Annotated in this window: 19 protein-coding genes and 3 tRNA genes; 11 read left to right on the top strand and 11 right to left on the bottom strand. The window is 69.6% G+C overall.

The features are described 5' to 3' along the window. Window positions 1-48 precede the first annotated feature (48 nt). From NCG93_RS13385 to NCG93_RS13375, 3 genes are all read right to left on the bottom strand, one after another. Complete coding sequence (locus tag NCG93_RS13385; RefSeq protein WP_194412162.1) at window positions 49-4,455, bottom strand: S8 family serine peptidase; 4,407 nt, start codon at window positions 4,453-4,455, stop codon at window positions 49-51. Between the two features lie 143 nt (window positions 4,456-4,598). Further along, on the bottom strand, window positions 4,599-5,624 hold the full coding sequence (locus NCG93_RS13380) for a helix-turn-helix transcriptional regulator (protein ID WP_194412163.1): 1,026 nt from the start codon (window positions 5,622-5,624) through the stop codon (window positions 4,599-4,601). A gap of 89 nt (window positions 5,625-5,713) precedes the next feature. Beyond that, window positions 5,714-5,797 (bottom strand) — tRNA-Leu (locus NCG93_RS13375). Window positions 5,798-5,955: 158 nt separating this feature from the next. Here NCG93_RS13375 and NCG93_RS13370 point away from each other — a divergent pair. From NCG93_RS13370 to pknB, 7 genes are all read left to right on the top strand, one after another. Continuing rightward, on the top strand, window positions 5,956-6,717 hold the full coding sequence (locus NCG93_RS13370; RefSeq protein WP_194412164.1) for an FHA domain-containing protein: 762 nt from the start codon (window positions 5,956-5,958) through the stop codon (window positions 6,715-6,717). Then, entirely contained in the window at window positions 6,714-7,259 is a 546-nt protein-coding gene (locus NCG93_RS13365) for an FHA domain-containing protein FhaB/FipA (protein ID WP_194412165.1), read from the top strand. The genes NCG93_RS13370 and NCG93_RS13365 overlap by 4 nt, the downstream gene beginning before the upstream one ends. Before the next feature lie 18 nt (window positions 7,260-7,277). Next, the gene (locus NCG93_RS13360) at window positions 7,278-8,516 is read left to right on the top strand and encodes a PP2C family protein-serine/threonine phosphatase (RefSeq protein ID WP_194412166.1); all 1,239 of its coding nucleotides are present in this window, start codon (window positions 7,278-7,280) and stop codon (window positions 8,514-8,516) included. Next, a complete protein-coding gene (locus tag NCG93_RS13355) occupies window positions 8,513-9,907 on the top strand; it encodes an FtsW/RodA/SpoVE family cell cycle protein (protein ID WP_194412167.1) in 1,395 nt (464 codons plus the stop codon). Before NCG93_RS13360 ends, NCG93_RS13355 begins: the two co-directional genes overlap by 4 nt. A 69-nt stretch (window positions 9,908-9,976) precedes the next feature. Then, window positions 9,977-11,437 carry a peptidoglycan D,D-transpeptidase FtsI family protein gene (locus tag NCG93_RS13350; RefSeq protein ID WP_194412168.1) on the top strand — a complete coding sequence of 487 codons (1,461 nt, stop codon included), beginning with the start codon at window positions 9,977-9,979 and terminating at the stop codon, window positions 11,435-11,437. Then, window positions 11,434-13,140, top strand: a complete 1,707-nt coding sequence (locus NCG93_RS13345) for a serine/threonine-protein kinase (RefSeq protein WP_194412169.1) — start codon at window positions 11,434-11,436, stop codon at window positions 13,138-13,140. Before NCG93_RS13350 ends, NCG93_RS13345 begins: the two co-directional genes overlap by 4 nt. Window positions 13,141-13,234: 94 nt before the next feature. After that, window positions 13,235-14,929, top strand: a complete 1,695-nt coding sequence (gene pknB, locus NCG93_RS13340; RefSeq protein ID WP_194412170.1) for a Stk1 family PASTA domain-containing Ser/Thr kinase — start codon at window positions 13,235-13,237, stop codon at window positions 14,927-14,929. 52 nt (window positions 14,930-14,981) lie between these two features. On the opposite strand, the gene NCG93_RS13335 is transcribed toward pknB, so the two are convergent. Genes NCG93_RS13335 through NCG93_RS13325 form a run of 3 tightly spaced genes read right to left on the bottom strand, consistent with a single transcriptional unit; the run spans window position 14,982 to window position 16,605 of the window. Continuing rightward, a complete protein-coding gene (locus NCG93_RS13335) occupies window positions 14,982-15,629 on the bottom strand; it encodes an anthranilate synthase component II (RefSeq protein ID WP_194412171.1) in 648 nt (215 codons plus the stop codon). After that, complete coding sequence (locus NCG93_RS13330; RefSeq protein WP_194412172.1) at window positions 15,626-15,814, bottom strand: hypothetical protein; 189 nt, start codon at window positions 15,812-15,814, stop codon at window positions 15,626-15,628. Before NCG93_RS13330 ends, NCG93_RS13335 begins: the two co-directional genes overlap by 4 nt. Next, entirely contained in the window at window positions 15,814-16,605 is a 792-nt protein-coding gene (locus NCG93_RS13325) for a class E sortase (RefSeq protein ID WP_252787550.1), read from the bottom strand. The genes NCG93_RS13330 and NCG93_RS13325 overlap by 1 nt, the downstream gene beginning before the upstream one ends. 55 nt (window positions 16,606-16,660) lie before the next feature. On the opposite strand from NCG93_RS13325, the gene NCG93_RS13320 reads away from it, so the two are divergent. Next, the gene (locus NCG93_RS13320; protein WP_194412174.1) at window positions 16,661-16,900 is read left to right on the top strand and encodes a cell division protein CrgA; all 240 of its coding nucleotides are present in this window, start codon (window positions 16,661-16,663) and stop codon (window positions 16,898-16,900) included. A gap of 207 nt (window positions 16,901-17,107) precedes the next feature. Here NCG93_RS13320 and NCG93_RS13315 read toward each other — a convergent pair whose 3' ends face one another. After that, window positions 17,108-18,031: a rhomboid family intramembrane serine protease gene (locus NCG93_RS13315; RefSeq protein ID WP_194412175.1), complete on the bottom strand. Its 924-nt coding sequence runs from the start codon at window positions 18,029-18,031 to the stop codon at window positions 17,108-17,110. A gap of 111 nt (window positions 18,032-18,142) precedes the next feature. Beyond that, window positions 18,143-18,715, bottom strand: coding sequence for a peptidylprolyl isomerase (locus NCG93_RS13310; RefSeq protein WP_194412176.1), 573 nt, complete (start codon window positions 18,713-18,715; stop codon window positions 18,143-18,145). A 96-nt stretch (window positions 18,716-18,811) separates the two neighbouring features. Here NCG93_RS13310 and NCG93_RS13305 point away from each other — a divergent pair, with 96 nt between their 5' ends. Together NCG93_RS13305 and NCG93_RS13300 are read left to right on the top strand one after the other, a co-directional pair. Continuing rightward, window positions 18,812-19,384: a DNA helicase gene (locus tag NCG93_RS13305; RefSeq protein ID WP_194412177.1), complete on the top strand. Its 573-nt coding sequence runs from the start codon at window positions 18,812-18,814 to the stop codon at window positions 19,382-19,384. Next, complete coding sequence (locus NCG93_RS13300) at window positions 19,377-19,874, top strand: aminoacyl-tRNA deacylase (RefSeq protein ID WP_194412178.1); 498 nt, start codon at window positions 19,377-19,379, stop codon at window positions 19,872-19,874. The genes NCG93_RS13305 and NCG93_RS13300 overlap by 8 nt, the downstream gene beginning before the upstream one ends. A gap of 30 nt (window positions 19,875-19,904) precedes the next feature. On the opposite strand, the gene NCG93_RS13295 is transcribed toward NCG93_RS13300, so the two are convergent. The 3 genes from NCG93_RS13295 to NCG93_RS13285 all read right to left on the bottom strand — a co-directional run bounded on the left by NCG93_RS13295 (window position 19,905) and on the right by NCG93_RS13285 (window position 20,575). After that, the gene (locus NCG93_RS13295) at window positions 19,905-20,342 is read right to left on the bottom strand and encodes an NUDIX hydrolase (protein WP_194412179.1); all 438 of its coding nucleotides are present in this window, start codon (window positions 20,340-20,342) and stop codon (window positions 19,905-19,907) included. A 74-nt stretch (window positions 20,343-20,416) separates the two neighbouring features. Beyond that, window positions 20,417-20,489 (bottom strand) — tRNA-Ala (locus NCG93_RS13290). A 12-nt stretch (window positions 20,490-20,501) separates the two neighbouring features. Then, window positions 20,502-20,575: transfer RNA gene (locus tag NCG93_RS13285), tRNA-Ile, on the bottom strand. A gap of 75 nt (window positions 20,576-20,650) precedes the next feature. Between NCG93_RS13285 and NCG93_RS13280 the strand changes: the two genes are divergently transcribed. Continuing rightward, complete coding sequence (locus tag NCG93_RS13280; RefSeq protein ID WP_206687274.1) at window positions 20,651-21,376, top strand: VIT1/CCC1 transporter family protein; 726 nt, start codon at window positions 20,651-20,653, stop codon at window positions 21,374-21,376. Window positions 21,377-21,404: the final 28 nt, after the last annotated feature.

The following is a 21,404-nucleotide window of genomic DNA, read 5'->3' as shown; positions in this document are numbered from 1 at the left end:
GTGATGCGGCGCGAGCCGCATCACCCCACCACGACGCTCGTTCGCGCTCTAGGCGCGGCCTCGGCGGCGCGACCGCACGAGCACGGCGCCGACGGCCAGCGCGAGCACTGCCACAATGCCGAGCACGGTGGCGGCACCGCCGCCGGTCGCAGCCAGACCGTCCGCGCCGCTGCCGCCGGCCGGCTGGCCGTCGGAGCCGCCGGGGGCACCGGAGCCGGGATCGCCGGAGCCGGGGTCACCGGAGCCGGGGGTCCCCGGATCGACGACCGGCTGCAGATCGGCGAGCCGGACGGCGGTGGCGTAGACCACCCGATGCGCCGAGATGTGGATGTCGGGTGTCAGCACCTCGTACTTGGCGCGCACCCAGAACGCCTCGCCCTCCGCCGCGGCGATCGTCCTGGTCTCGACAGGCCCCGGTTCCGTCACCCGGTCGTGAGGGACCTGCTCCGTGTAGAAGCGGTCGCCGTAGATGTCGGACCCGTAGCCCGCCGAGAGGTCGAAGCCACCGCTGTAGGCCGGATACCGGTTGTTCACAGTGAGCGTGACCCCCTCGGCGGCTCGGCTCGATGGGTCGAGGGAGGGGTCCGAGGCCACGACCCAGAAGTCGTGCGAGACCTCGGTCTGCGCCGCGCAACGCTCGGAGCCGGTGTTCGCGTACGAGCCCGCGACCTGGCCGTCGACGATCACGTCGATACCGGTGATGCCGGTCAGGTCGAACGTCGCGGTCACCACCGGCTTGTCGATCCACACGGAGCCGAATACGAGCGGGCCGGCGCACGTCTTCGACCTGATGGTCGCCTGCGTGACAGCATCCACGGAGTTGTCGTAGAAAAGGTCGACGGCGTTCTCATCGTCCGGGTTGCGGGTGAGCGTGAGAGCGCTCGGCGCGGTCTCCTCCACGGCGAACAGCCGCTCCCTCTCCTGCATCGGGCCTTCCTCGCCCTCGGACCACGCCCGAACCACATAGTCGCCGGGCGACAGTCGCACCGCGGTGCTGCGCGCCGAGTCCACCTCGAACATCGGGTCGCTGTACACGTCGAGATCCTCGCGCAGCATCTCGGTGCCGCCGGCGCTCGTCACCGTCGTGTGCACGACGCCCTCACCTCCGAACATCACCTCCGCCGACACCGATGCGCCACCGTCGGCGAGGTATTCGACGTTCTCGAACACATCGTGCACCAGCAGCCGTGTGGCGATGAGCCCGCCCGTAAGGCGGAGATCGCCCGCGGTGATCGTCACTTCGTGTGCGCCCTCGGCCGCGTCATCCGGAAGGGTCAGTCGTCGCGCCGCCGCGCCGTCGTCCCCGGTGATTCCGGTGGTGGCGACGGTGCCGTCGAGCGCGATCGCGTAGTCCGTGCGGGCGGGGAGGCCGACGGCTGCCACGGTGAACGTGCGTCCCGGCCGGACGTAGTCCGGAGAGACCTCGATCGCGGGCTCATCGGATGACGCCGGTGGTTCGCCCGGCGTCGTCACGTACAGGTCCGTCGTGGCGCCGGTGGCACCGAAGGCGACGCGTCCGAAGTAACGAGAACCAGGTGCCAGCCCCGACCAGGAGATCGTGGCCGGGGATGTCTCACCCATGTGCATGGCCAGCACGGCGGGGTCGGCGTGCAGCGCCCCGGCGTCAGGGTCGCCGCCCAGCAGATAGGTGGTCAGCTCGTAGTCCAGGTCGCCCTCACCCGAGAAGAAGGACACATCGAGCACGTATTCACCCGCCGCCAGGTCGGACCGCACAATGGTCTCGTCCGCGCCAGGCGATGTCGCCTGGTCGAGGTACAGCAGACCCCCGAAGTCGTCGACCTGGTACAGCGCGAGGTCGAGATCGCTCTGCGGATCCGCGCCCACGAGCTCGAACCGCGCGGAAGTGGTTCCCTCCGGGACCTCGATGACGTGACGAGCCGGAGCGGCCCCGATGGCGCCCGAGCCTCGCGCAGTCCGGCCGGCGACGAGGCCGGAGACGGCGAGTGGCACATCCATCGTCTCGCCTGCCGCGACCGGAAGTTCGAGGGACCCGTCGAGGCCCTCTCCGGTGGCCGTCCTGGGGACGGCGATGATGCTGGGTCGCACGGCCAGAGGCATCACAACGGTGTCGCCCCCCTGTGCCGCCCACCGGAGCGTGCCCGTGGTGAACACGTCGAGCGGCGCGCTCACACGACGGAAGGTGATCGTGAACGACTTCTCCTCGCCGGCCGATGCGAACTCGAGGACGGTTGGACTCACGGTCACGTCGACGCCCGGCACGGTGACGTCCTCCGCGGTGTACGAGCCGGGGCGCGTCGCGGTCACGGTACGTGTGATCGTCTGCACCCCGGCGAGGCTTCCGACTGCCACCGATGCGAGGTTGAGGTCGGAGGGGTCGATCGACGGCACCCCGAGGTCCGCCGCGCCGATTCCCTGGATGTAGCCGTTCCAGTCATCGATCCCGTTGAGGAACAGCAGTCCGGGGTCGAGGAAGCGGGCGGGCTCGACCTGGCCCGAGCCCTCGCCGAAGGGATCGGTGAACTCGGATCCGTCGCGTTCGAGCGTGTGGGATGCCGTCGTCATGAGCGCGGACTTGATCTCGGAAGGCGCGGCATGGGGATGGGCGCCCAGGTACAGTGCGGCGAGTCCGGCGACGTGGGGCGAGGCCATCGAGGTGCCCGACAGGAGCTCGAAGGTCGGTTCCTCGCCCTCGGCATTGCGGCCGTCCGCGAGGATCGCCACACCCGGCGCCGTGATGTCCGGCTTCAGGATGTCGCCGCCGTCGGCCAGCACGGGGCCGCGGGACGAGAAGCCGGCGAGCTGGGGGGCCACAGGCGAGGGAATGCCGCTCGTGTTGCCGTCCTCGAACGCGGCCGTGCCGCCGGGTGTCGCCGCATAGGCCTTCAGCGCTTCGAACGCGTCGACGTCGACGTGGATGGTCGGGACGGCATGGACGTCGAGGTCGATCGAGTTCGCGGTCGGGTTGACCAGCACCATCGCCATTCCGCCGGCGCGGGCGACTTCCGCCGACTTGGCAGTCCGGTCCACGATGCCGCGCTCGCACAGGACGATCGCCCCCGCGGCCTTGGCCGGATCGAGCGTCTCGGGGCCGCAGAGCTGCGGGTCCGCCGCTCCCGTGGCAGCGACACTTTCGGCTGTCACGAAGGGGCCGCTCACCCCGGCGGTGTCGGCGATGGTGCCACCCGCGTAGGCGTTGCCCTCGCCGGTGCGGACAGTCGCCTCGTAGCTCGGAATGGTGCTCGCGGCCACCGTCGTGATCCACGGTGCGGCATTGTCGACGGTCGACTCGGTCGGGCCGTCGTTGCCGGCCGAGGCGGCGACGAAGATGCCTGCCGCGGCGGCACCCAGGAACGCCTGATCGGTCAGCGCGACGGTGCTGACGGCGCCGCCGCCGCCGATGGAGTAGTTGATGACGTCCACCCCGTCGGCGACCGCGGCATCGATGGCGGCGAGGAGGTCGCCCGTCATGCAGCCGTCGTCGAAGGCGGTCGGGCCGGTCCAGCATGCCTTGTACACCGCGACCCGCGCCGCCGGCGCAACGCCCGAGATCGAGCCGAGCTCCCTGCCGGCGACGTGCGCGGCGACCCCGGCGTTGCCTGCAGCGGTGCTCGCGGTGTGCGAGCCGTGTCCGTTCCCATCGCGGGGCGACACGACCTCGCCACGGTCCGTGCCGATGTAGTCGGCACCGTAGTTGTCCACGAAGTACCGTGCTCCGATCAGCTTGGTCGTGCAGTCATCGCTGTCGAACGCGTCGCCCGTCTGACATGTGCCGCGGAACTGGTTGCCATCGCCCTTCTCGAACACGATCGCGTCGCCGTCCCGGTAAGGCGCCGTGCCGGGGTCGGCGGCGAGCGCGTCGCCGGCGAACGAGGGATTCTCCGGCGCGACACCCGAGTCGATGATCCCGACCACCACGCCGTCGCCTGCAGCGTCGGTCCCGCCGAGGGTCGCCCACACGCCGTCCTCGCCGCTGAGTCCGATGAAGTCGGTGGAGGGAGCTGCCGTCTGCAGATGGAGGAGCTCGTCCTTGACCACCGCGGCGACGCGCGGATCGGCGGCGAGGTCGGCGGCCTGCTGAGCGGTCAGCGCGCTGGTGAATCCGTTCGTGGCGAGCGTGTACGAACTGACGATGTCCGCGCCCGCATCCGCAGCGACAGCCTCCTGCTCCGTCGTCAGACGATCGGAGTAGGCCGCGACCGCCTTCGAGCGCACATCCAGCTCGTCACCTTCGCCGGACTGGGTCCCGCGGTACGAGGCGATGCCACCCCGGTAGGTCGCGACCGATGCATCGCGGAGCGTGACGATGTAGCGACCGTCCTCGTAGGCGGAGGGATCGGGGTGCGCCGCCGCCGTCAGCGGTGTCGCAGCCGCAGCACTCATGGTCGGGGTCATGGCGAGCGCGAGCGTGGACAGCAGCGCGACGACCGCGCACAGGGCGGTCGTACGCAGAGGCGCGCGAGTGGAGTAGGTCACGGTGGTCCTCAACAGGTGCGGCGCGACCCCGGGGTGGATCGAGCTGGTCCTCATTCTGCGAGGTCACCTGCCGTCAGCTCTGGCCGGATACGGCCACCGACCTCAACCGGCCAGCTGTTGAAACGCCGACGTTACATCCGCGGTCAGATCCAGCCGCGCCGGGACGCCTCCACACCGGCCTGGAAACGATTGCTCGCGCCGAGGCCGGCCATGAGCTCCTGGCTGCGCCGCCGCAGCGTGCGCGCCGAGATACCCAGTCGGCGCGCGATGGCGTCGTCCTTCATCCCCACGGCCATGAGCGTCAGGATGGAGAGATCCTCGGACGAGGGGCCGTCGGTCTGCGGCGAGGGATACCGTCTGGTCGTCTCCGGCAGACCGCGCGGAGGCGCGGCCGCAGTGAGCGGAACGGCTCTCGCCCACTCGTACTCGAAGAGGGTGCACAGCGCGGCGACCAGGGGCAGCGCATGGGTCACGAGCGCGACCACCTCGCCCGGCTCGAGGCTCAACGAGACGAGGGCGACCGCGCGGTCGACGACGACCAGCTTGATGGGCAGGTCGTCCGTGATGCGCGACTGCTCGCCCTGTTCGGCGAGCGCTCCCACCTCGTCCCAGGTCGCGCCCTGGTCGAAGCTCGACACCGTGTAGATGGCACGCCACTGGACACCCCGGGCCAGGACCGCCGATTCGAACGGGTCGAAGGAGGCGGCGACGTACGGTGGGCGGTCGAAGGCGAGGAACTCGCGCTCGGCCTGGTGCTGGAGGCGGGCATACCAGCCGGCGACGGCATCCGGATCGGTGACGAATATGCTCTGCGGCACATCCGCGGATGAGGTGGCGGCCGCATCGAAGTGGTCCGCCAGCGCGGGAATGGCCTCGCGCAGGCGCTGCGTCTGCTCGCTCAGCTGCTCCGCCAGCGCACGGACCGCGAAGCGCGGGTCGACGGCCGAGTACTCGGGGTCCGCCGATTCCAGCCGCGTGACGAGGCCGGCGGAGCGCAGCTCCTCCAAGCGCGCGATCGTCGTCGGCTCATCCAGGCCGAGCTTCGCCGCCACCTCTCGGGCACGGATGCGTCCTGCCATGAGAACGGCGAGATAGACGCTCTCGCCCAGATCGTCGACCCCGGGCAGGTCGAGCGGCTTGTCATCCTGGGCGGAGTCCCGGCCATTCATGGTGCGAGCCTAATGCGCCCGCCCCACGCCCTCGCCGGAGACCGAGACGCCGAAAGCCCCCGGGATACCCGGGGGCTTTCGATGCGCTGTGCGCGAGGGGGGAGTTGAACCCCCACGCCCTTTCGGGCACTGGCACCTGAAGCCAGCGCGTCTGCCTATTCCGCCACTCGCGCGAGCCACGGCATCCGAAGATCCCGCGAAACTCAACTTGCCGAGGATATCATGCGTCGCGGCCTGGTTCGAACTCGCCCGGTCCGCGAGCGAGGTCCATCGCCGGCACAGCGTGTGCAATTAGCATGTAGCAACCGGCACCCCCCTCCAGAGGAGCTCCGTGGGACTACTTGACAGCTTCGAGAAAGGTCTTGAGCGCGCTGTGAACAGCGCGTTCGCCAAGACCTTCCGCAGCGGCATCCAGCCTGTCGAGATCGCGTCCGCCCTGCGCAGCGAGCTCGACAAGAAGGCGGCCGTGGTGAGCCGCGACCGCATCCTCGCCCCCAACACGTTCGCGGTGCGGCTCTCGCCGGCCGACGACGAGCGCATCTCGGCGCTCGGCGACGCCTTGACGCACGAGCTCGACACGCTCGTGCACGCCCACGCGAAGGCACAGGGCTACTCGTTCGCCGGGCCGGTGAGCATCGTGCTGCGACGGGACGACGACCTCTCGACCGGCACGCTGCGCGTGGAGTCGTCCACGGCGCAGGGCGGACGGGTCGCGTGGCGCGGCGTGGTCGACGTCGAGGGCCGCCGCATCCCCCTGACGAAGTCGCGGACGGTCATCGGCCGCGGCAGCGACGCGGACATCACCGTCGCCGACTCCGGCACCAGCCGCAAGCACGTCGAGATCCTCTGGGACGGCGAGCGCGCCATGGTGCGCGACCTGAACTCCACGAACGGCACGCTGCTCGACGGCCGCAAGGTCACGGAGGCGGCGCTGCCCCCCGATTCGACCGTCCGCATCGGCCGCACCGACATCGTGTTCCGCGTCGTCGCGCAGGCCGCCGCACCCCGCCCACCGGCACCCGTGGACGACGCCACGCGTGTCTTCGACGCGCGCGGCGCCTACGATCCGCAGGAGAGAGGTCCGCTGGCATGAGCGAGCTCACCCTGCTCCTGCTGCGCATCGGGTTCCTGGTGCTGCTGTGGGCGTTCGTCTTCGCGGTCGTGTACTCGCTGCGCGCCGACCTGTTCGGTGTGAAGGTTCGCCGTATGCCGGATGCCGTGGCCGCCGCGGCTTCGGCAGGCTCGGCGAGCGGGGGAGGTGCTGCCGCGTCCGCGGTGACCGCGCCCGTCGCATCGGCGCCGTCGGCGGCGCCCTCCCAGCCGGGAGGACCCGCGACCACCGCGGCCGTGTCGCGCATCGTCATCACGAGCGGACCCAAGACCGGGCTCGAACTGCCGCTCGGCAACGAGCCGCTCACGATCGGGCGCTCCAGCGAGTCGGGTCTCGTCATCCGCGACGACTACACCTCCAGTCATCACGCCCGTCTGGTGCTGTGGGGCGACCAGTGGATGATCCAGGACCTCGATTCGACGAACGGCACCTGGCACGACGGCGCCCGCGTGACCGCCCCCGTTCCCGTGAACATCGGCGCGCCCATCAAGGTGGGCGCGACGACGTTCGAGCTGCGGAAGTAGCGGGCGGACCCCTCCCACATGGTCTTCCAGGGCTCGAGCGCCGCGATCTCGCACACCGGCAAGGTGCGCTCCAACAACCAGGACTCCGGCTATGCCGGCTCGAACCTGTTCGTCGTCGCAGACGGCATGGGCGGCCACGCCGGCGGAGACGTCGCCTCGAGCATCGCCATCACGCGCCTGCAGGCGCTCGACCGGCCGTACGACTCGACCGCCGATGCCGAGCGGGCGCTCCGCGACGCGATATCGGATGCCGCGGTCGACCTCGCAGAAACGGTCGAGGTGCGGCCGGAGCTCGCCGGCATGGGCACGACGGTCAGCGCGCTGATCATGGTCGACGAGTACGCCGTCATCGCCCACATCGGCGACTCGCGGATCTACCTGTACCGCGACGACGCGCTCACCCAGATCACCACCGACCACACGTTCGTGCAGCGACTCGTCGACTCCGGCCGCATCACGCCGGAGGAGGCGCGCTACCACCCGCGCCGCTCCGTGCTGATGCGCGTGCTCGGCGACATGGACACCGATCCCGAGCTCGACACCTTCATCATGCCGACGCAGCCGGGCGACCGGTGGCTGCTCTGCTCCGACGGCCTGTCGGGAGTCGTCGACGACCCGCACACCGCCAAGGCGATGGGTCTCGGGCTCGCCCCGGGCCGCACCGCCGACAGCCTCCTGAAGCAGGCTCTCGACGGCGGTGCGCCCGACAACGTCACGATCGTCATCGTCGACGTCGGGGGGCAGCATCCGCTCTTCTCGGGCACGCCGACCATCGTCGGCTCGGCGTCCAACCCGACCGGCGTCGATGTGCCCGCCGCTCGTCCCGGTCGCACGAGCTGGCTGCACCCCAACCGGCAGGCGGCGAACGAGCCGACCCACTTCGAGCCGGCCGCGGAGTTCCTCGAGGAGCTCATCGAGGAGGACCGCCGCCGGGCCCGGCGGCGGCGCGTCGGCTGGATCGTGGGCGTCGCGCTCGTGCTCGTGCTCATCGCCGGCGCCGCGTGGCTCGGCTACCAGTGGACGCAGACCCGCTACTTCGTCGGTGCCGACGAGGACACCGTGGTGATCTACCAGGGCGTACAGCAGAACATCGGGCCGATCTCGCTGTCGACGCCGTACGAGGACACCGAGATCCCCCTCGATTCGCTGTCGGAGTTCGCGCGTGCGACGGTGGAGGGGACGATTTCGGCCAACTCGCTCACCCACGCGCGGCAGATCGTCTCGGGAATCAGTGACCTGTCGGGAGGAGGCGGATGAGCGCCTCCACGAGCACGCCGACCGACACGGTCTCGACCGACACCGCGGTGGTGCGGGCGCTGCGTCGCATCCGCGTGCCGCAGACCCAGCGCAATCGCGAGCTCGCCCTGCTGCTCTTCGCGTTCGCGATCAACGGCTCGGCCATCGCTCTCGTGCAGCTCGGCGCGCTCGGCGCGATCGACTGGACCTTCCTGGTCTACTGCGGCGGCCTCACCGCCCTGGTGATCGCGCTCCACATCCTCCTGCGCCTGCGCGCCCGGGCCGCCGACCCCTTCGTCGTTCCGATCGCGACCCTCCTCACGGGGCTCGGACTCGCGATGATCTACCGGCTCGACCTGTATTGGGAACGCCACGGCTGGGAGGCGTTCTCGACACGTCAGCTCGCCTGGGCCGGGATCGCGCTGATCGCGGCGATCCTCGTGGTGATGTTCCTGCGCAACTACCGCGTGCTGTTCCGCTACACCTACATCTTCGGTCTCGTCGGCATCCTGCTGCTCGTCCTTCCGGTCATCCCCGGCCTCAGCGGCGGGGGCAACGCTGACGTCTGGGTCGACCTGGGCTTCTTCACGTTCCAGCCCGGCGAGCTCGCCAAGATCGCGCTCGGCATCTTCTTCGCCGGCTATCTGGTCCGCACGCGTGAGAGCCTCACCTCGACCGGCAGCCGGTTCCTCGGCCTCACCTGGCCGCGGGCGCGTGAGCTCGGTCCGCTGCTGGTGATCTGGCTCGTCTCGCTCGGCATCATCGTGCTGCAGCGCGACCTCGGCACCGGCGTGCTCATCTTCGGCATGTTCGTCGCCATGCTCTACGTCGCGACCGGTAAGACCAGCTGGGTGCTCATCGGCGTCGTCCTCGCGGTGTCCGGCGCGTTCCTCGCGTCGCGCGTGCTGCCGTACGTGGGCGCACGATTCACGAACTGGCTGGACGCCTTCAACCCCGACCTGATGGACGACAGCAGCTTCCAGCTGGTCAACGGCATCTTCGGCATGGCGAACGGCGGTCTTCTGGGTACCGGCCTCGGACAGGGCCGTCCGTATCTGACCCCCGTCGCCGAGAGCGACTACATCCTGCCGGCCCTCGGTGAGGAGATCGGCCTGATCGGCGTCTTCGCCATCCTGTGCCTGTACATGGTGTTCACCAGCCGCGGCATCCGCATCGGTCTGGCGGGTCAGGACGACTTCGGCAAGCTGCTCGCCACCGGCCTGTCGTTCACCATCGCACTGCAGGTGTTCATCATGGTCGGCGGCGTCACGCGACTCATCCCGCTCACCGGTCTCACGACGCCGTTCCTCGCGGCGGGCGGTTCGTCGCTCGTGGCGAACTGGATCATCGTGGCGCTGCTGCTGCGCATCTCGGATGCTGTCCGCAGCAGGCCCCGGGTGGTGATCGGCTGACATGACGACGCTTCGGCAGGCACGCGGACCGATCCGTGCTCGGTGCCTCCCCAGCGGGGGAGGTGCGTCGTGACGAAGGAACTGCGACGGCTCAGCATCCTGATGCTCGTCATGTTCGTGGCGCTGTTCGCCTCGACGAGCTGGATCCAGGTGATCCAGGCCGACGAGCTGGCCGCCAACCCCGCCAACCGCCGGGCTCTCTACGACTCGTACGAGGTGCAGCGCGGGTCGATCATCGCGAGTGGCGCGGCGATCGCCTCGTCGGTGCCGTCCGACGACCTCTACAGCTGGCAGCGGGTGTACACGGATGCCGCCATGTGGGCGCCCGTCACCGGCTACATCAATCCCGTGCTGAACTCGGCGACGTGGATCGAGCAGGCGATGAACCAGGAGCTCAGCGGCACCGCGGGCTCGCAGTTCTTCTCGCGCGTCGAGCGGATCTTCACCGGTCAGCCGCCGCGCGGGTCGAACGTGGTGCTGTCGCTCGACGCCGATGTGCAGCGCGCGGCGTTCGAGGCTCTCGGCGACCTCCAGGGCGGCATCGTGGCGATCGAGCCGTCGACCGGGCGCATCCTCGCCCTGGTGACGAGTCCCAGCTACGACACCAACATCCTGGCGTCGCACGACACCGCCGCCGTGAACACGGCGTACGACGCACTCGTCGCCGATCCCAGCAAGCCGCTGTCGAACCGCGCGGTCGCCGGGGATCTCAACCCGCCCGGCTCGACGTTCAAGCTGGTGGTCGCCTCGGCCGCGCTCGCGTCCGGCGACTACACGCCGCAGTCGACGCTGCCGAACCCCGCGACCTACCAGCTGCCGCAGTCGAGCAGCGTCGTGCACAACGCCAGCGGCGGAACCTGCGGCGGAGGCGACACGGTCACGATCGCCGACGCGCTGCGGCTGAGCTGCAACATCCCGTTCGCGGAACTGGCCGTGGAGCTCGGCGACACCGCGATCCGCGAAGAGGCGGAGAAGTACGGCTTCAATCAGTCGTTCGAGCTGCCTGTGGTCTCGACGCCCTCGGGCTATCCGCGGTCGATCCAGGACGACGCCCAGACGGCGCTGAGCGGGTTCGGCCAGGGCCAGGTGACGGCGACGCCGCTGCAGATGGCGATGGTGTCGGCCGGCATCGCGAACGGCGGAATGGTGATGAATCCACGCATGGTGGATCGTGTGATCGGCCCGGACCTGTCGGTTCAGAAGACCTTCGACGACAGCGAGTTCGGGCGTGCACTCGACATCGGCCTGGCAGACGAACTGGTCACGATGATGGTGGCCAATGTCAGTGACGGCGCGGCGTCGGGTGCAAGAATAGACGGGGTCGACGTGGCCGGGAAGACCGGTACCGCGGAGAACACGGGGGACGAGCCGTATACCCTCTGGTTCACAGGGTTCGCCCCGGCCCAGAATCCCGAAGTCGCGGTCGCAGTGGTCGTGGAGGACGGCGGCAGGCAAGGACAATCGGGAAGCGGCAACACCATCGCCGCTCCTATCGCGAAGAAGGTCATGGAGGCGGTGCTGGGCAAATGAGACCGACGCAAGGCGTGACCTTCGGCGGCCGATATGAACTCGATTCGCGGATAGCGATCGGCGGCATGGGCGAGGTCTGGGAAGCGACCGACCACGTCATCGGACGAACCGTCGCCATCAAGATCCTCAAAGACGAGTACATGGGAGACCCGGGGTTCCTCGAGCGCTTCCGTGCCGAGGCCCGCCACGCGGCGCTCGTGAACCACGAGGGCATCGCGAGCGTGTTCGACTACGGCGAGGAGGCCGGCAGCGCCTTCCTCGTGATGGAACTCGTACCCGGCGAGGCACTGTCGACGATCCTCGAACGCGACGGATCACTGTCGACCGACAAGACCCTCGACATCGTCGCGCAGACGTCGGCGGCACTGCAGGCCGCCCACGCGGCCGGCCTCGTGCACCGCGACATCAAGCCCGGCAACCTGCTGATCACCCCCGACGGTCGTGTGAAGATCACGGACTTCGGCATCGCACGCATCGCCGACCAGGTGCCGCTCACGGCCACCGGTCAGGTGATGGGCACCGTGCAGTACCTCTCGCCCGAGCAGGCGTCGGGGCACCCCGCTTCGCCCGCCACCGACATCTACTCGCTCGGGATCGTGGCCTACGAGTGCCTCGCCGGCAAGCGCCCGTTCACGGGCGAGTCCCAGGTCGCGATCGCGATGGCGCAGATCAACGAGCAGGCCGCTCCGCTGCCGGCCACGGTCGCCGTGCCGGTGCAGAACCTCGTGATGGCGATGATCGCCAAGAAGCCGGAAGAGCGTCCGGCATCGGCCGCCGCCGTCGCGCGCGCCGCGACCGCACTGCGCCGCGGCGACGTCGCGGCCGCAGCCGCGGCCGTTCCGGCGATCGCCGGCGTCGTGGCCGGGGATGCGGCGACACAGCTGCTCACCGGCGCCGACACCTCGGCCGCCACGCGGATCATGCCGGCACCCGGTGAAGAGGATGCCGCGGCCGAGGGCGAGAAGAAGAAGCGCAGCCCGTGGACGTGGCCGCTGATCGCCCTCATCGCCCTGTTGCTGCTCGTGCTGATCGGCACGATCTGGGCGGTCGTCGCAGCGAACCAGGACCAGCCGGAGCCCGATCCGACGAAGACCTCCGCCTCGCCTTCGGCCACCCCGTCCGACACGCCGACGCCGACGCCCACCACGGCGAACGTCGTCGCGGCGGACTACGAGGGTCAGGATTGCGCGACGGCTTCGGCGGCGCTCGACGCGCTCGGCCTCGGTGCGAGCTGCGTCGAGGGCAACGCGGCACCCGACGAGGCGAGTCAGGGCAAGGTCTACAGCGTCAGCCCCACGGGCAATGTCCAGAAGGGCACCGTCATCGAGCTGACGACGTACGCCGGCCAGGTGCCGATGCCCACGCCGGGCAGCCCGACTTTCCAGGGCTCGCCGGCCTCGGTCGCCCCCGGCAAGGCGGTCACCGTGATGTGGGACGGCTACACGTGCCCCTCGGGAACCGGTTCGGTCAGCGCCTACACCTTCACCGTGCAGAACGGCACGATCACGAACGGACCCAGCTTCCCGCAGAACGCCCGCTCCGCACAGGTGACCGCCGCCGATGCGCCCGGTCAGACCGTCATCGTCACGTACAACGTGACGTGCAGCGGCGGCACCGCCGGCAACCGCACGTCCGCCGAGTCGGGCGAGGCTACCGTGCTGATCGAAGCAGAGGTGCAGCCGACGCCCACGCCGACGCAGTGAGCTTGGCTGAGTGAATCCGCAGAGCGGGTCGCGCGCCACGCGCGACCCGCTCTTGCTCGGCTAGTGTGGCTGATGTTCCAGGCAGGGAGTGACCGTGACAGCTGAGCCGCGCGTGCTTTCGGGGCGCTATCGCATCGATGAGCCGATCGGCCGAGGCGGCATGGCGAGCGTCTATCGCGGCTACGACCTGACGCTCGGCCGCGAGGTCGCGATCAAGATCCTCGACCGCGAGCTGGCCGACGACAACTCGTTCCGCACGCGGTTCCGCCTCGAGGCGCAGGCGGCGTCCCGCATGGCGCACCCGACGATCGTACGGGTCTACGACGCCGGCGAGGACTCGCTGACCGCGCCGGACGGCACCGTGCGCCCCGTGCCGTACATCGTGATGGAGCTCGTCAAGGGGCGCCTCCTCAAGGCCATCATCGCCGCGGGCCCGGTTCCGGTGACGGATGCCGTGCGCTACGTCGACGGCATCCTCGAGGCCCTCGAGTACTCCCACCGGGCGGGCGTCGTGCATCGCGACATCAAGCCCGGCAACGTGATGGTGACCGACGCCGGCCAGGTGAAGGTGATGGACTTCGGCATCGCGCGTGCGGTGTCGGACAGCTCGTCGACCGTCGCCGAGACGACGCAGATCCTGGGCACCGCCGCGTACTTCTCGCCGGAGCAGGCGAAGGGCGAGCCGGTCGACGCACGCGCCGACGTCTACTCGACCGGCGTGGTGCTGTACGAGCTCCTCACCGGACGCCAGCCGTTCCGCGGTGACTCGCCGGTGGCGGTGGCATACCAGCACGTCAGCGAGGCGCCGGTGCCTCCGTCCGAGGTCAACGACACTGTTCCGCGCGCCCTCGACGCGGTGGCGCTGCGTGCCCTGGCGAAGGACCCGTTCCAGCGCTACCAGGATGCGGCGGGCTTCCGCGAGGCGCTCGACGCGACCGTCGACGGCCGGCAGCCGTCCAAGCGGCAGGTCGGGGCGCTCACCAGCGAGCTGTACGGGCCGAACCCTCGCCAGGCCGCCGAGACCGCCCGGTCGCTGCGACAGCTCAGCACCGACACCACCATGAAGCGCACGCAGGCCGGCCCGCCGGTGGCGTGGATCTGGGCCGGTGTCGCGCTCCTTGCCGTGCTCCTCATCTCCCTGCTGTTCTGGGTGCTCTCGATCCAGCCGCGCGACGACCTTCCGACGAACGTGCGCGAGGTGCCCGACGTCTCGGGCATGACGTACGAGCGCGCCAACGAGACGCTGGCCGAGGCGGATCTCCGCGCGATCCGCGTCGACGAGGAGAACAGCGAGGTCGCGGAGGGCAACGTCATCCGCACCGAGCCCGAGAAGGGCACGTCGGTGGAGATCGACCAGCAGGTGAGCGTCTACGTGTCGACCGGCCAGCAGATGTCCACCGTCCCGACGCTGGTCGGTCTCGGACAGGATGCCGCGACCTCGGCGCTCACCGACGCCGGCCTGCAGCTGGGCACCGTGACGCCCCAGAACGACAAGGACCTCGCCGCGGGAACCGTGATCTCCAGCGATCCGGCCGACGGTGCGAGCGTGGCCGCCGGAACCACGGTGAACCTCGTGGTGGCGTCCGGCCGCGTGGCGATCGACGACGTGCGGGGCTACACCGTCGACGCGGCCACCCGTGAGCTCGAGGACGTCGGACTCACCGTGACGGCCCAGGAGGATCCGAACTGCCCCGGTGCCGACCCGCGGACCGTGCAGTCGCAGTCGCTGACACCGGGCGACGTTCCGGTGCACTCGCAGATCACGCTGACCTACTGCACCGGCCCGTAGCCCGTCACGCCGACGCGCACAGCCGCGCGCACGGGCTGGACAGCAGCGGCGCTCAGGCGTCTCGGCGCGGGCTCAGCGCCGCGCCTCGGGCCGCGGCATCCGGGAACCCCACCGTGGCGAGCCAGTTGCCCAGCAGGCGGTGTCCGCCCTCCGTGAGCACGCTCTCGGGATGGAACTGCACCCCGACGATCGGCGCGGTGCGGTGTGCGACTCCCATGATGACGCCGCTCGCCGTGCGGCTCGTCACCACGAGCTCGGCGGGCAGCGTCTCGGGCACGATGGCCAGCGAGTGGTACCGCGTCGCCGTGAACGGGTCGGGCAGCCCGGTGTAGAGCGGAGAGGAGTCGTGGTGCACGAGCGAGGTCATGCCGTGCATGAGCTCGGGCGCGTGGTCGACGGTCGCACCGAACGCCTCGCCGATCGCCTGGTGCCCGAGGCACACACCGAGGAGCGGGATGCCGCCCGCCGCCGCAGCCCGGACCACGGCGATGGACGCGCCGGCGTCGCCCGGGGTGCCGGGGCCGGGGGAGACCAGCACCGCCCGTCGCTGCGCGACGGCTCGCGCCGGGTCGTCGATCGCATCGGCCTCGACCATGTCGGTCTCTGCACCGAGCTCGTGCAGGTACCCGATCAGGGTGTGGACGAAGCTGTCGTGGTTGTCGACGACGAGGATGCGCGCCGACGACGGTCCCGCGGTCACGACACCGGCGCACCGGTCGGCGCGACGGGAAGGCCGACCGTGACATCCTGCGGGTTCACGAACTGGCTCACCCAGGGGAAGACGTAGAACAGCAGTCCGTAGAGGACCGCCGCGACGAGGACCAGCAGGATGAGCACCCGCACCCACCACGGTCCGGGAAGCACGCGCCACAGCGCCGCGTACATCAGGCCACCGCCTGGAGAGATGCCGGCTCGCCGGCGGTGCGCGGCGTGAACGACTCGAACACGCCGTAGGCGACGATGCGCTCTGTCATGGCGTACATGGGGCTGCAGCTCGTCATGGTGATGTAGGCCGTCCCGGCGGGGACGTCCATCGCCTGCGGCACGGGAAGGAGCACGTCGACCTCGTTCGGGCGGACGTACTGGAGCGTCCGGAAGCGATAGGTGTACCAGCCGTCCTGCGTCTCGACGACGATGGCGTCGCCGACGTGGAGGTCGGCGATCCGGTTGAAGGGCTTGCCCCACGTGGTGCGGTGAGCGGCGACGGCGAAGTTGCCGGCCTCGCCCGGCATCTTGGTGCCGGGGTAGTGGCCGATGCCGATCGGGTCGAGAGTCCGGGAACGGGTGACACCGCCTGCCATCGGCACGATGTAGTCCGACCCGAATCGGGGAATGCGCATGACGGCGAACGTCTCGCCGTCGCCGGCCTCGGGCAGCACGGGCGGGGGCACGGTGACCGGAGTCGCCGGTGCGGACGGATCCGGCTCGGGCGCGGCGACGACGGGATCGTCGCCCTCGTACTGCTCCGCCCATTCCTGCGAGAGCTGGGTGCCCTCGGCATTCCGCTCGGCGCCGTAGATCAGATCACCGACCCACAGCTGCCAGACGACGTAGAGAAGCACGATGACGCCGGCGGTGATGAGCACCTCGCCGATGACGCCGACGACGGACGTGCGCCGGGGCGGGTGCTGCTCCCGTCGCGCGGCGCGCCCCAGACCGGATACCGCTTCATCCACAGGGGGATTCTCGCACAGCAAGGGTTGGGGTCTGCTGGCAGTTAGACTCTTCACCATGGCACGACCCGGCAAAGACGACGACTCGCTCGTCGAGCGCGCAGAAGGCGAGGCCGCACCCAACCCGGTGTGGTTCAAGCCCATCATGATCGGACTGATGCTCATCGGCCTGATCTGGATCCTCGTCTTCTACCTGAGCGGCATGGCGTTCCCGATTCCCGACATCGGTGCATGGAACCTGGTGATCGGCTTCGGCATCGCCTTCATCGGCTTCCTCATGACGACGCGCTGGCGATAGCGACTTCCTGCGAAAGAGAGCCCCGGTCTACGGCGACCGGGGCTTTTCCGTGCGCGGATGCCGGGACTCGCCGTCGCGGGCGGCACCAGGGTGCGGCATCCAGAGTTGTTAACAACTCTGTTAACACCTGTGAATTACACCCGTGTCATTCTCCCCAGGCTGTGGACGAACCTGTGGATAACTCGCTTTCGGCAGGCGGCGAAGCGCCTACGACACGACGAGGGCGGGGAAGATCGCGGGCACGAACAGCAGCGCGACCAGGCCGACGCCCACAGCGACGAGCAGACCGATCTGCAGTCGCCGCTGCCGCACGGCGCGCGTCCGCGTGAAGATGAATGCGACCAGCAGTCCGACGAGCAGGCCGCCGACGTGCGCCTGCCACGACACGCGGACCCCGCCGCCGTACAGCAGGGGAAGGAACGTGATGACGAGGTTGATGCCGAGCACCACGATGATCCCGGTGATGTTCGCGCCGATGTGGCGGCCGATGATGAGCAGGGCGCCGAACAACCCGTAGATCGCGCCGGAGGCGCCCACCACGAAGGTGTCGAAACCCAGCAGGGTGACCGCGACGGAACCGCCGAGACCGCTCAGCAGGTACAGGGTGAGGAATCTGCCGCGTCCGAGGAGCGGCTCGAGGCTGCGACCGAGCATCCACAGCGCCAGCATGTTGAGGGCCACGTGCCAGATTCCGCCGGAGTCGTGCACGAAGAGCACCGTGATCAGGCGCCAGGGCTCGAAGACGCCGAACCAGGCCGGGTAGAGATACGCCGGCGTGAACATGAAGGCACCCGTGACGGTGTCGCCGAACCCCGGTATGAGCTGCAGGAGGTACACGAAGACGGTGATGCCGATGAGCGCATACGTGACGATCGGGCGGCCCGACGACGCGGCAGAGGACACCGACGCGGCCCGCGGCCGCGTCCACCGGCGCTCGGCCTTGCGCTGTGCCGGAGACTGGGTCTTCTGCTGGTCGCGGAGGCATTCGGGGCAGATCACGCCGACGGCGGCGGGCGTCTGGCACTCGGGGCAGATCGTGCGCAGGCATCGCTGGCAGAGGACGAAGCTCTGCCGGTCGGGATGCCGGTAGCAGAAGTTGTCGCGGTTGCGCTGGAAGTCGTCGGTGCTCACGCGGTGCCCGTCTGTGTCTTGAGTTGGCTCTGTGCTGTGGGTTGCCGGCTCAGGGCCGCGGCGGGTCCGGGCGTGCGGCGTCGTGCCGCCGCACGCCCGGCGCGCGGAAGATCAGGCCGAGGCGATGTCGATCGACTCGATGACGACCGGCTCGACCGGGCGGTCGCCGGCGGCCGTCGGCACCTCGGCGATGGTGTCGACGACGGCCTTCGAGGCGTCGTCGGCGACCTCGCCGAAGATCGTGTGCTTGCCCTGCAGCCACTCGGGCCCGCGGCCGCCCTGGCCGGGAACGGTGATGAAGAACTGCGAGCCGTTGGTGCCCTCGGGCTGGCCGGTGATCGCGTTGCGGCGGAGGCCGGCATTGGCCATGGCGAGCTTGTACGGCGCGGTGAACGTGAGCTCGTTGTTGATCTCGTCGTTGAAGTTGTAGCCCGGTCCGCCCACGCCCTGGCCGAGCGGGTCGCCGCCCTGGATCATGAAGCCCGAGATGACACGGTGGAAGATGACGTCCTTGTACAGCGGGCCCTCGCCCGGCTTGCCGGTCCCCGGGTGCGTCCATGCCTGCGAACCGTCGGACAGCCCGACGAAGTTCTGCACGGTGCGGGGGGCGTGATCGCCGAACAGGTTGACGACGATGTCGCCGTAGTTGGTGTGGATCGTTGCGACTGCTGTGTGAAGCGGCATTTCTACATTGTCTCAGAGTTCGGTGCAACCCCTCCCGTCTCGGCGGGGGTCTGGCAAGATGGGGAGACCGACATCCCCACGACAGGGAGGGCAACCGTGAGCGTCAGCCGCAAGCGCAAGAAGGAACTCGAGAAGCTTCAGAAGCAGGCGAATCAGCTGTGGGAGACACAGCAGGTGCTGGTCGGTGAGGCCGCGTCCGTCGCTCGAGAGGCCAGTCGCCAGCTCGGACACTTCGGCCGCGAGCAGGTCAAGCCGCAGGTGCAGGCCGGCTACGAGAGGTACGCCGCGCCCTACGTAGAAAAGGGCAAGAAGGTCGTCAGCAGCACGGTGATCCCCGCCGCGGGTGCCGTCGTCGGCTCGGCGCTGTCGGTGTGGGACGCGGCGAACGACACGCGCGCCCACCTCGCCGGCGGTCACGGGCTCGAACGACCCGACCCGAAGAAGTACGGCAAGAAGGCCGACAAGTACGCCCGTGAGGCGACTCGCTATCTCTCGGCCCGGCTGGACCGCGCCGCACCGCAGAAGAAGGGCATCGGCGCCGGCGGCGTGATCGCCATCATCCTCGGTGTCGCGGCAGCGGTCGGCGTCCTGTACGCGGCGTGGCAGACTCTCCGCGCCGACGACGAGCTCTGGGTCGCGGACGATCCGCTGCGCGCCCCGGATGCCTGAGCCCACCACGGGCGAGGCTCTGACGGGGGTCGACCGCGTGCGCGCGGCGGCCTCCGAGCGCGGTCTGACGGTCGAGATCCGCGAGCGTCCGGCGGCGAACAGTCTGACCGAGGCGGCCGAGATCCTCGGCATCCCGCCGTCGGGGATCGTGAAGACCCTCGTGGTCAAGCGCAGTGACGACACCTACCTGTTCGCACTGATCCCCGGCGACCGTGCGATCTCGTGGCCGAAGCTGCGGGCGGTCGTCGGGGTCAACAAGCTCCAGCTTCCTGATGCCCAGCGTGCCCTCGCCGCCACCGGCTACGAGCGCGGCACGATCGTGCCGCTCGGAAGCACGCACGACTGGCCGGTCTATGCCGACAGCGAGATCACCGGCCGGCGCATCGCCATGGGTGCCGGCGCACACGGCTACAGCGCGTTCGTCGACGCCGACGACCTCATCGCCGCCTACGGGGCGACGGTGGCCGACATCTCCCAGCCGATCGACTGACGGCCGCCTCGCCCGCCACGACAGCGCCCGTCACGACGCCGGCAGTTCGACCCCGGCCATTTCCAGCGCGATGTCGACGAGCTTCACGCGCTGCAGTGCGCGCACCTCGCGGAGCGGGAACCATTCGGCACGATCCGTCGTGCCGTTGGTCTCGTTGCGCAGACGCCCGCCCGTGATGCGGGCGCGGTAGACGATCCGCAGCGTGTGCAGGGGAAGCTCCGCGCCCGGCACCAGCCGCCGGCCGGCGGGGATGACGCGGGAATGGATGCCGAGCAGTGCGTCGATCGCGACGCGATAGCCCGTCTCCTCCCTGACTTCGCGGCGTGCGGCATGCTCAGGGTCTTCGCCCTCTTCGAGGCCGCCGCCGGGCAGCGTCCACGCGGAGCGACGGCCTTCGTTCCAGTGGGCGAGCAGCATGCGGTCGTCTTCGTCGACGATCACCGCGTAGGCTGCGACGCGCAGGTCCATGCTTCACCATACCCGCGGACGACGATGGGGAGAACGAAGAAAAGCCGACCCACCGGGCCGGCTTCTTCGTGTCGTGGAGCCTAGGAGATTCGAACTCCTGACATCCTGCTTGCAAAGCAGGCGCTCTACCAACTGAGCTAAGGCCCCGGGGCTGTGGAGTGGGGCTACCAGGACTTGAACCTGGGACCTCTTCATTATCAGTGAAGCGCTCTAACCGCCTGAGCTATAGCCCCGAATGACTGCGGGACCTGCGCCCCGCAACCTCCAAGACTTTACCCGACGGAGCGCGATTTCACGAATCGTGCTGGTTGACTGGACAGGTGACCGCGACCTCTCATCCGGGCGAGCCCCACGGCGGTGGGCTCGGGCAGCGACTGAACTGGCTGCGTGCCGGCGTGCTCGGCGCCAACGACGGCATCGTGTCGGTCGCCGCGCTCGTCGTCGGCGTGGCCGGCGCCACCACCGACACCGGCGCGCTGTTCACGGCGGGCATCGCCGGACTCGTCGGCGGCGCCATCTCGATGGCGCTCGGTGAGTACGTGTCGGTGAGCAGCCAGCGAGACTCGGAGCGAGCGCTCATCGCCAAGGAACGCGGCGAGCTGCGCGACATGCCGGAGCAGGAGTTCGAAGAACTGACGCAGCTGTATCGCGACCGGGGGCTGACGGACGAGACGGCGCGTCAGGTCGCCACCGAGCTGACGGCACACGACGCGCTTTCGGCTCACCTGGAGGTGGAGCTGCACATCGATCAGAACGACCTGGTGAACCCGTGGCACGCGGCCGTCTCGTCGGCGGTGGCATTCACTCTCGGCGCGCTGCTGCCGCTCCTCGCGATCCTGCTGCCGCCGCCCGAGTGGCGCGTGCCTGTGACGTTCGTGGCGGTTCTGCTCGCCCTCGCCGCCACCGGCATCGTGTCGGCCAGTCTCGGCGGCGCTCCGCGTCTGCGCGCGGCCATGCGGCTCGTGGTAGGTGGCGCACTGGCGCTCGTCGTCACCTGGCTCATCGGCACGCTGCTCGGCACGACGGTCGTCTGACGTCCGCACAGACGCGAGCGCCGGCATC

Origin of the sequence: Microbacterium yannicii (genome assembly GCF_024055635.1) — a bacterium.
GTDB lineage: Bacteria > Actinomycetota > Actinomycetes > Actinomycetales > Microbacteriaceae > Microbacterium > Microbacterium yannicii.
The sequence above is the reverse complement of the archived record's forward strand: the minus strand, read 5'-3'. Positions and strand labels throughout refer to the sequence as shown.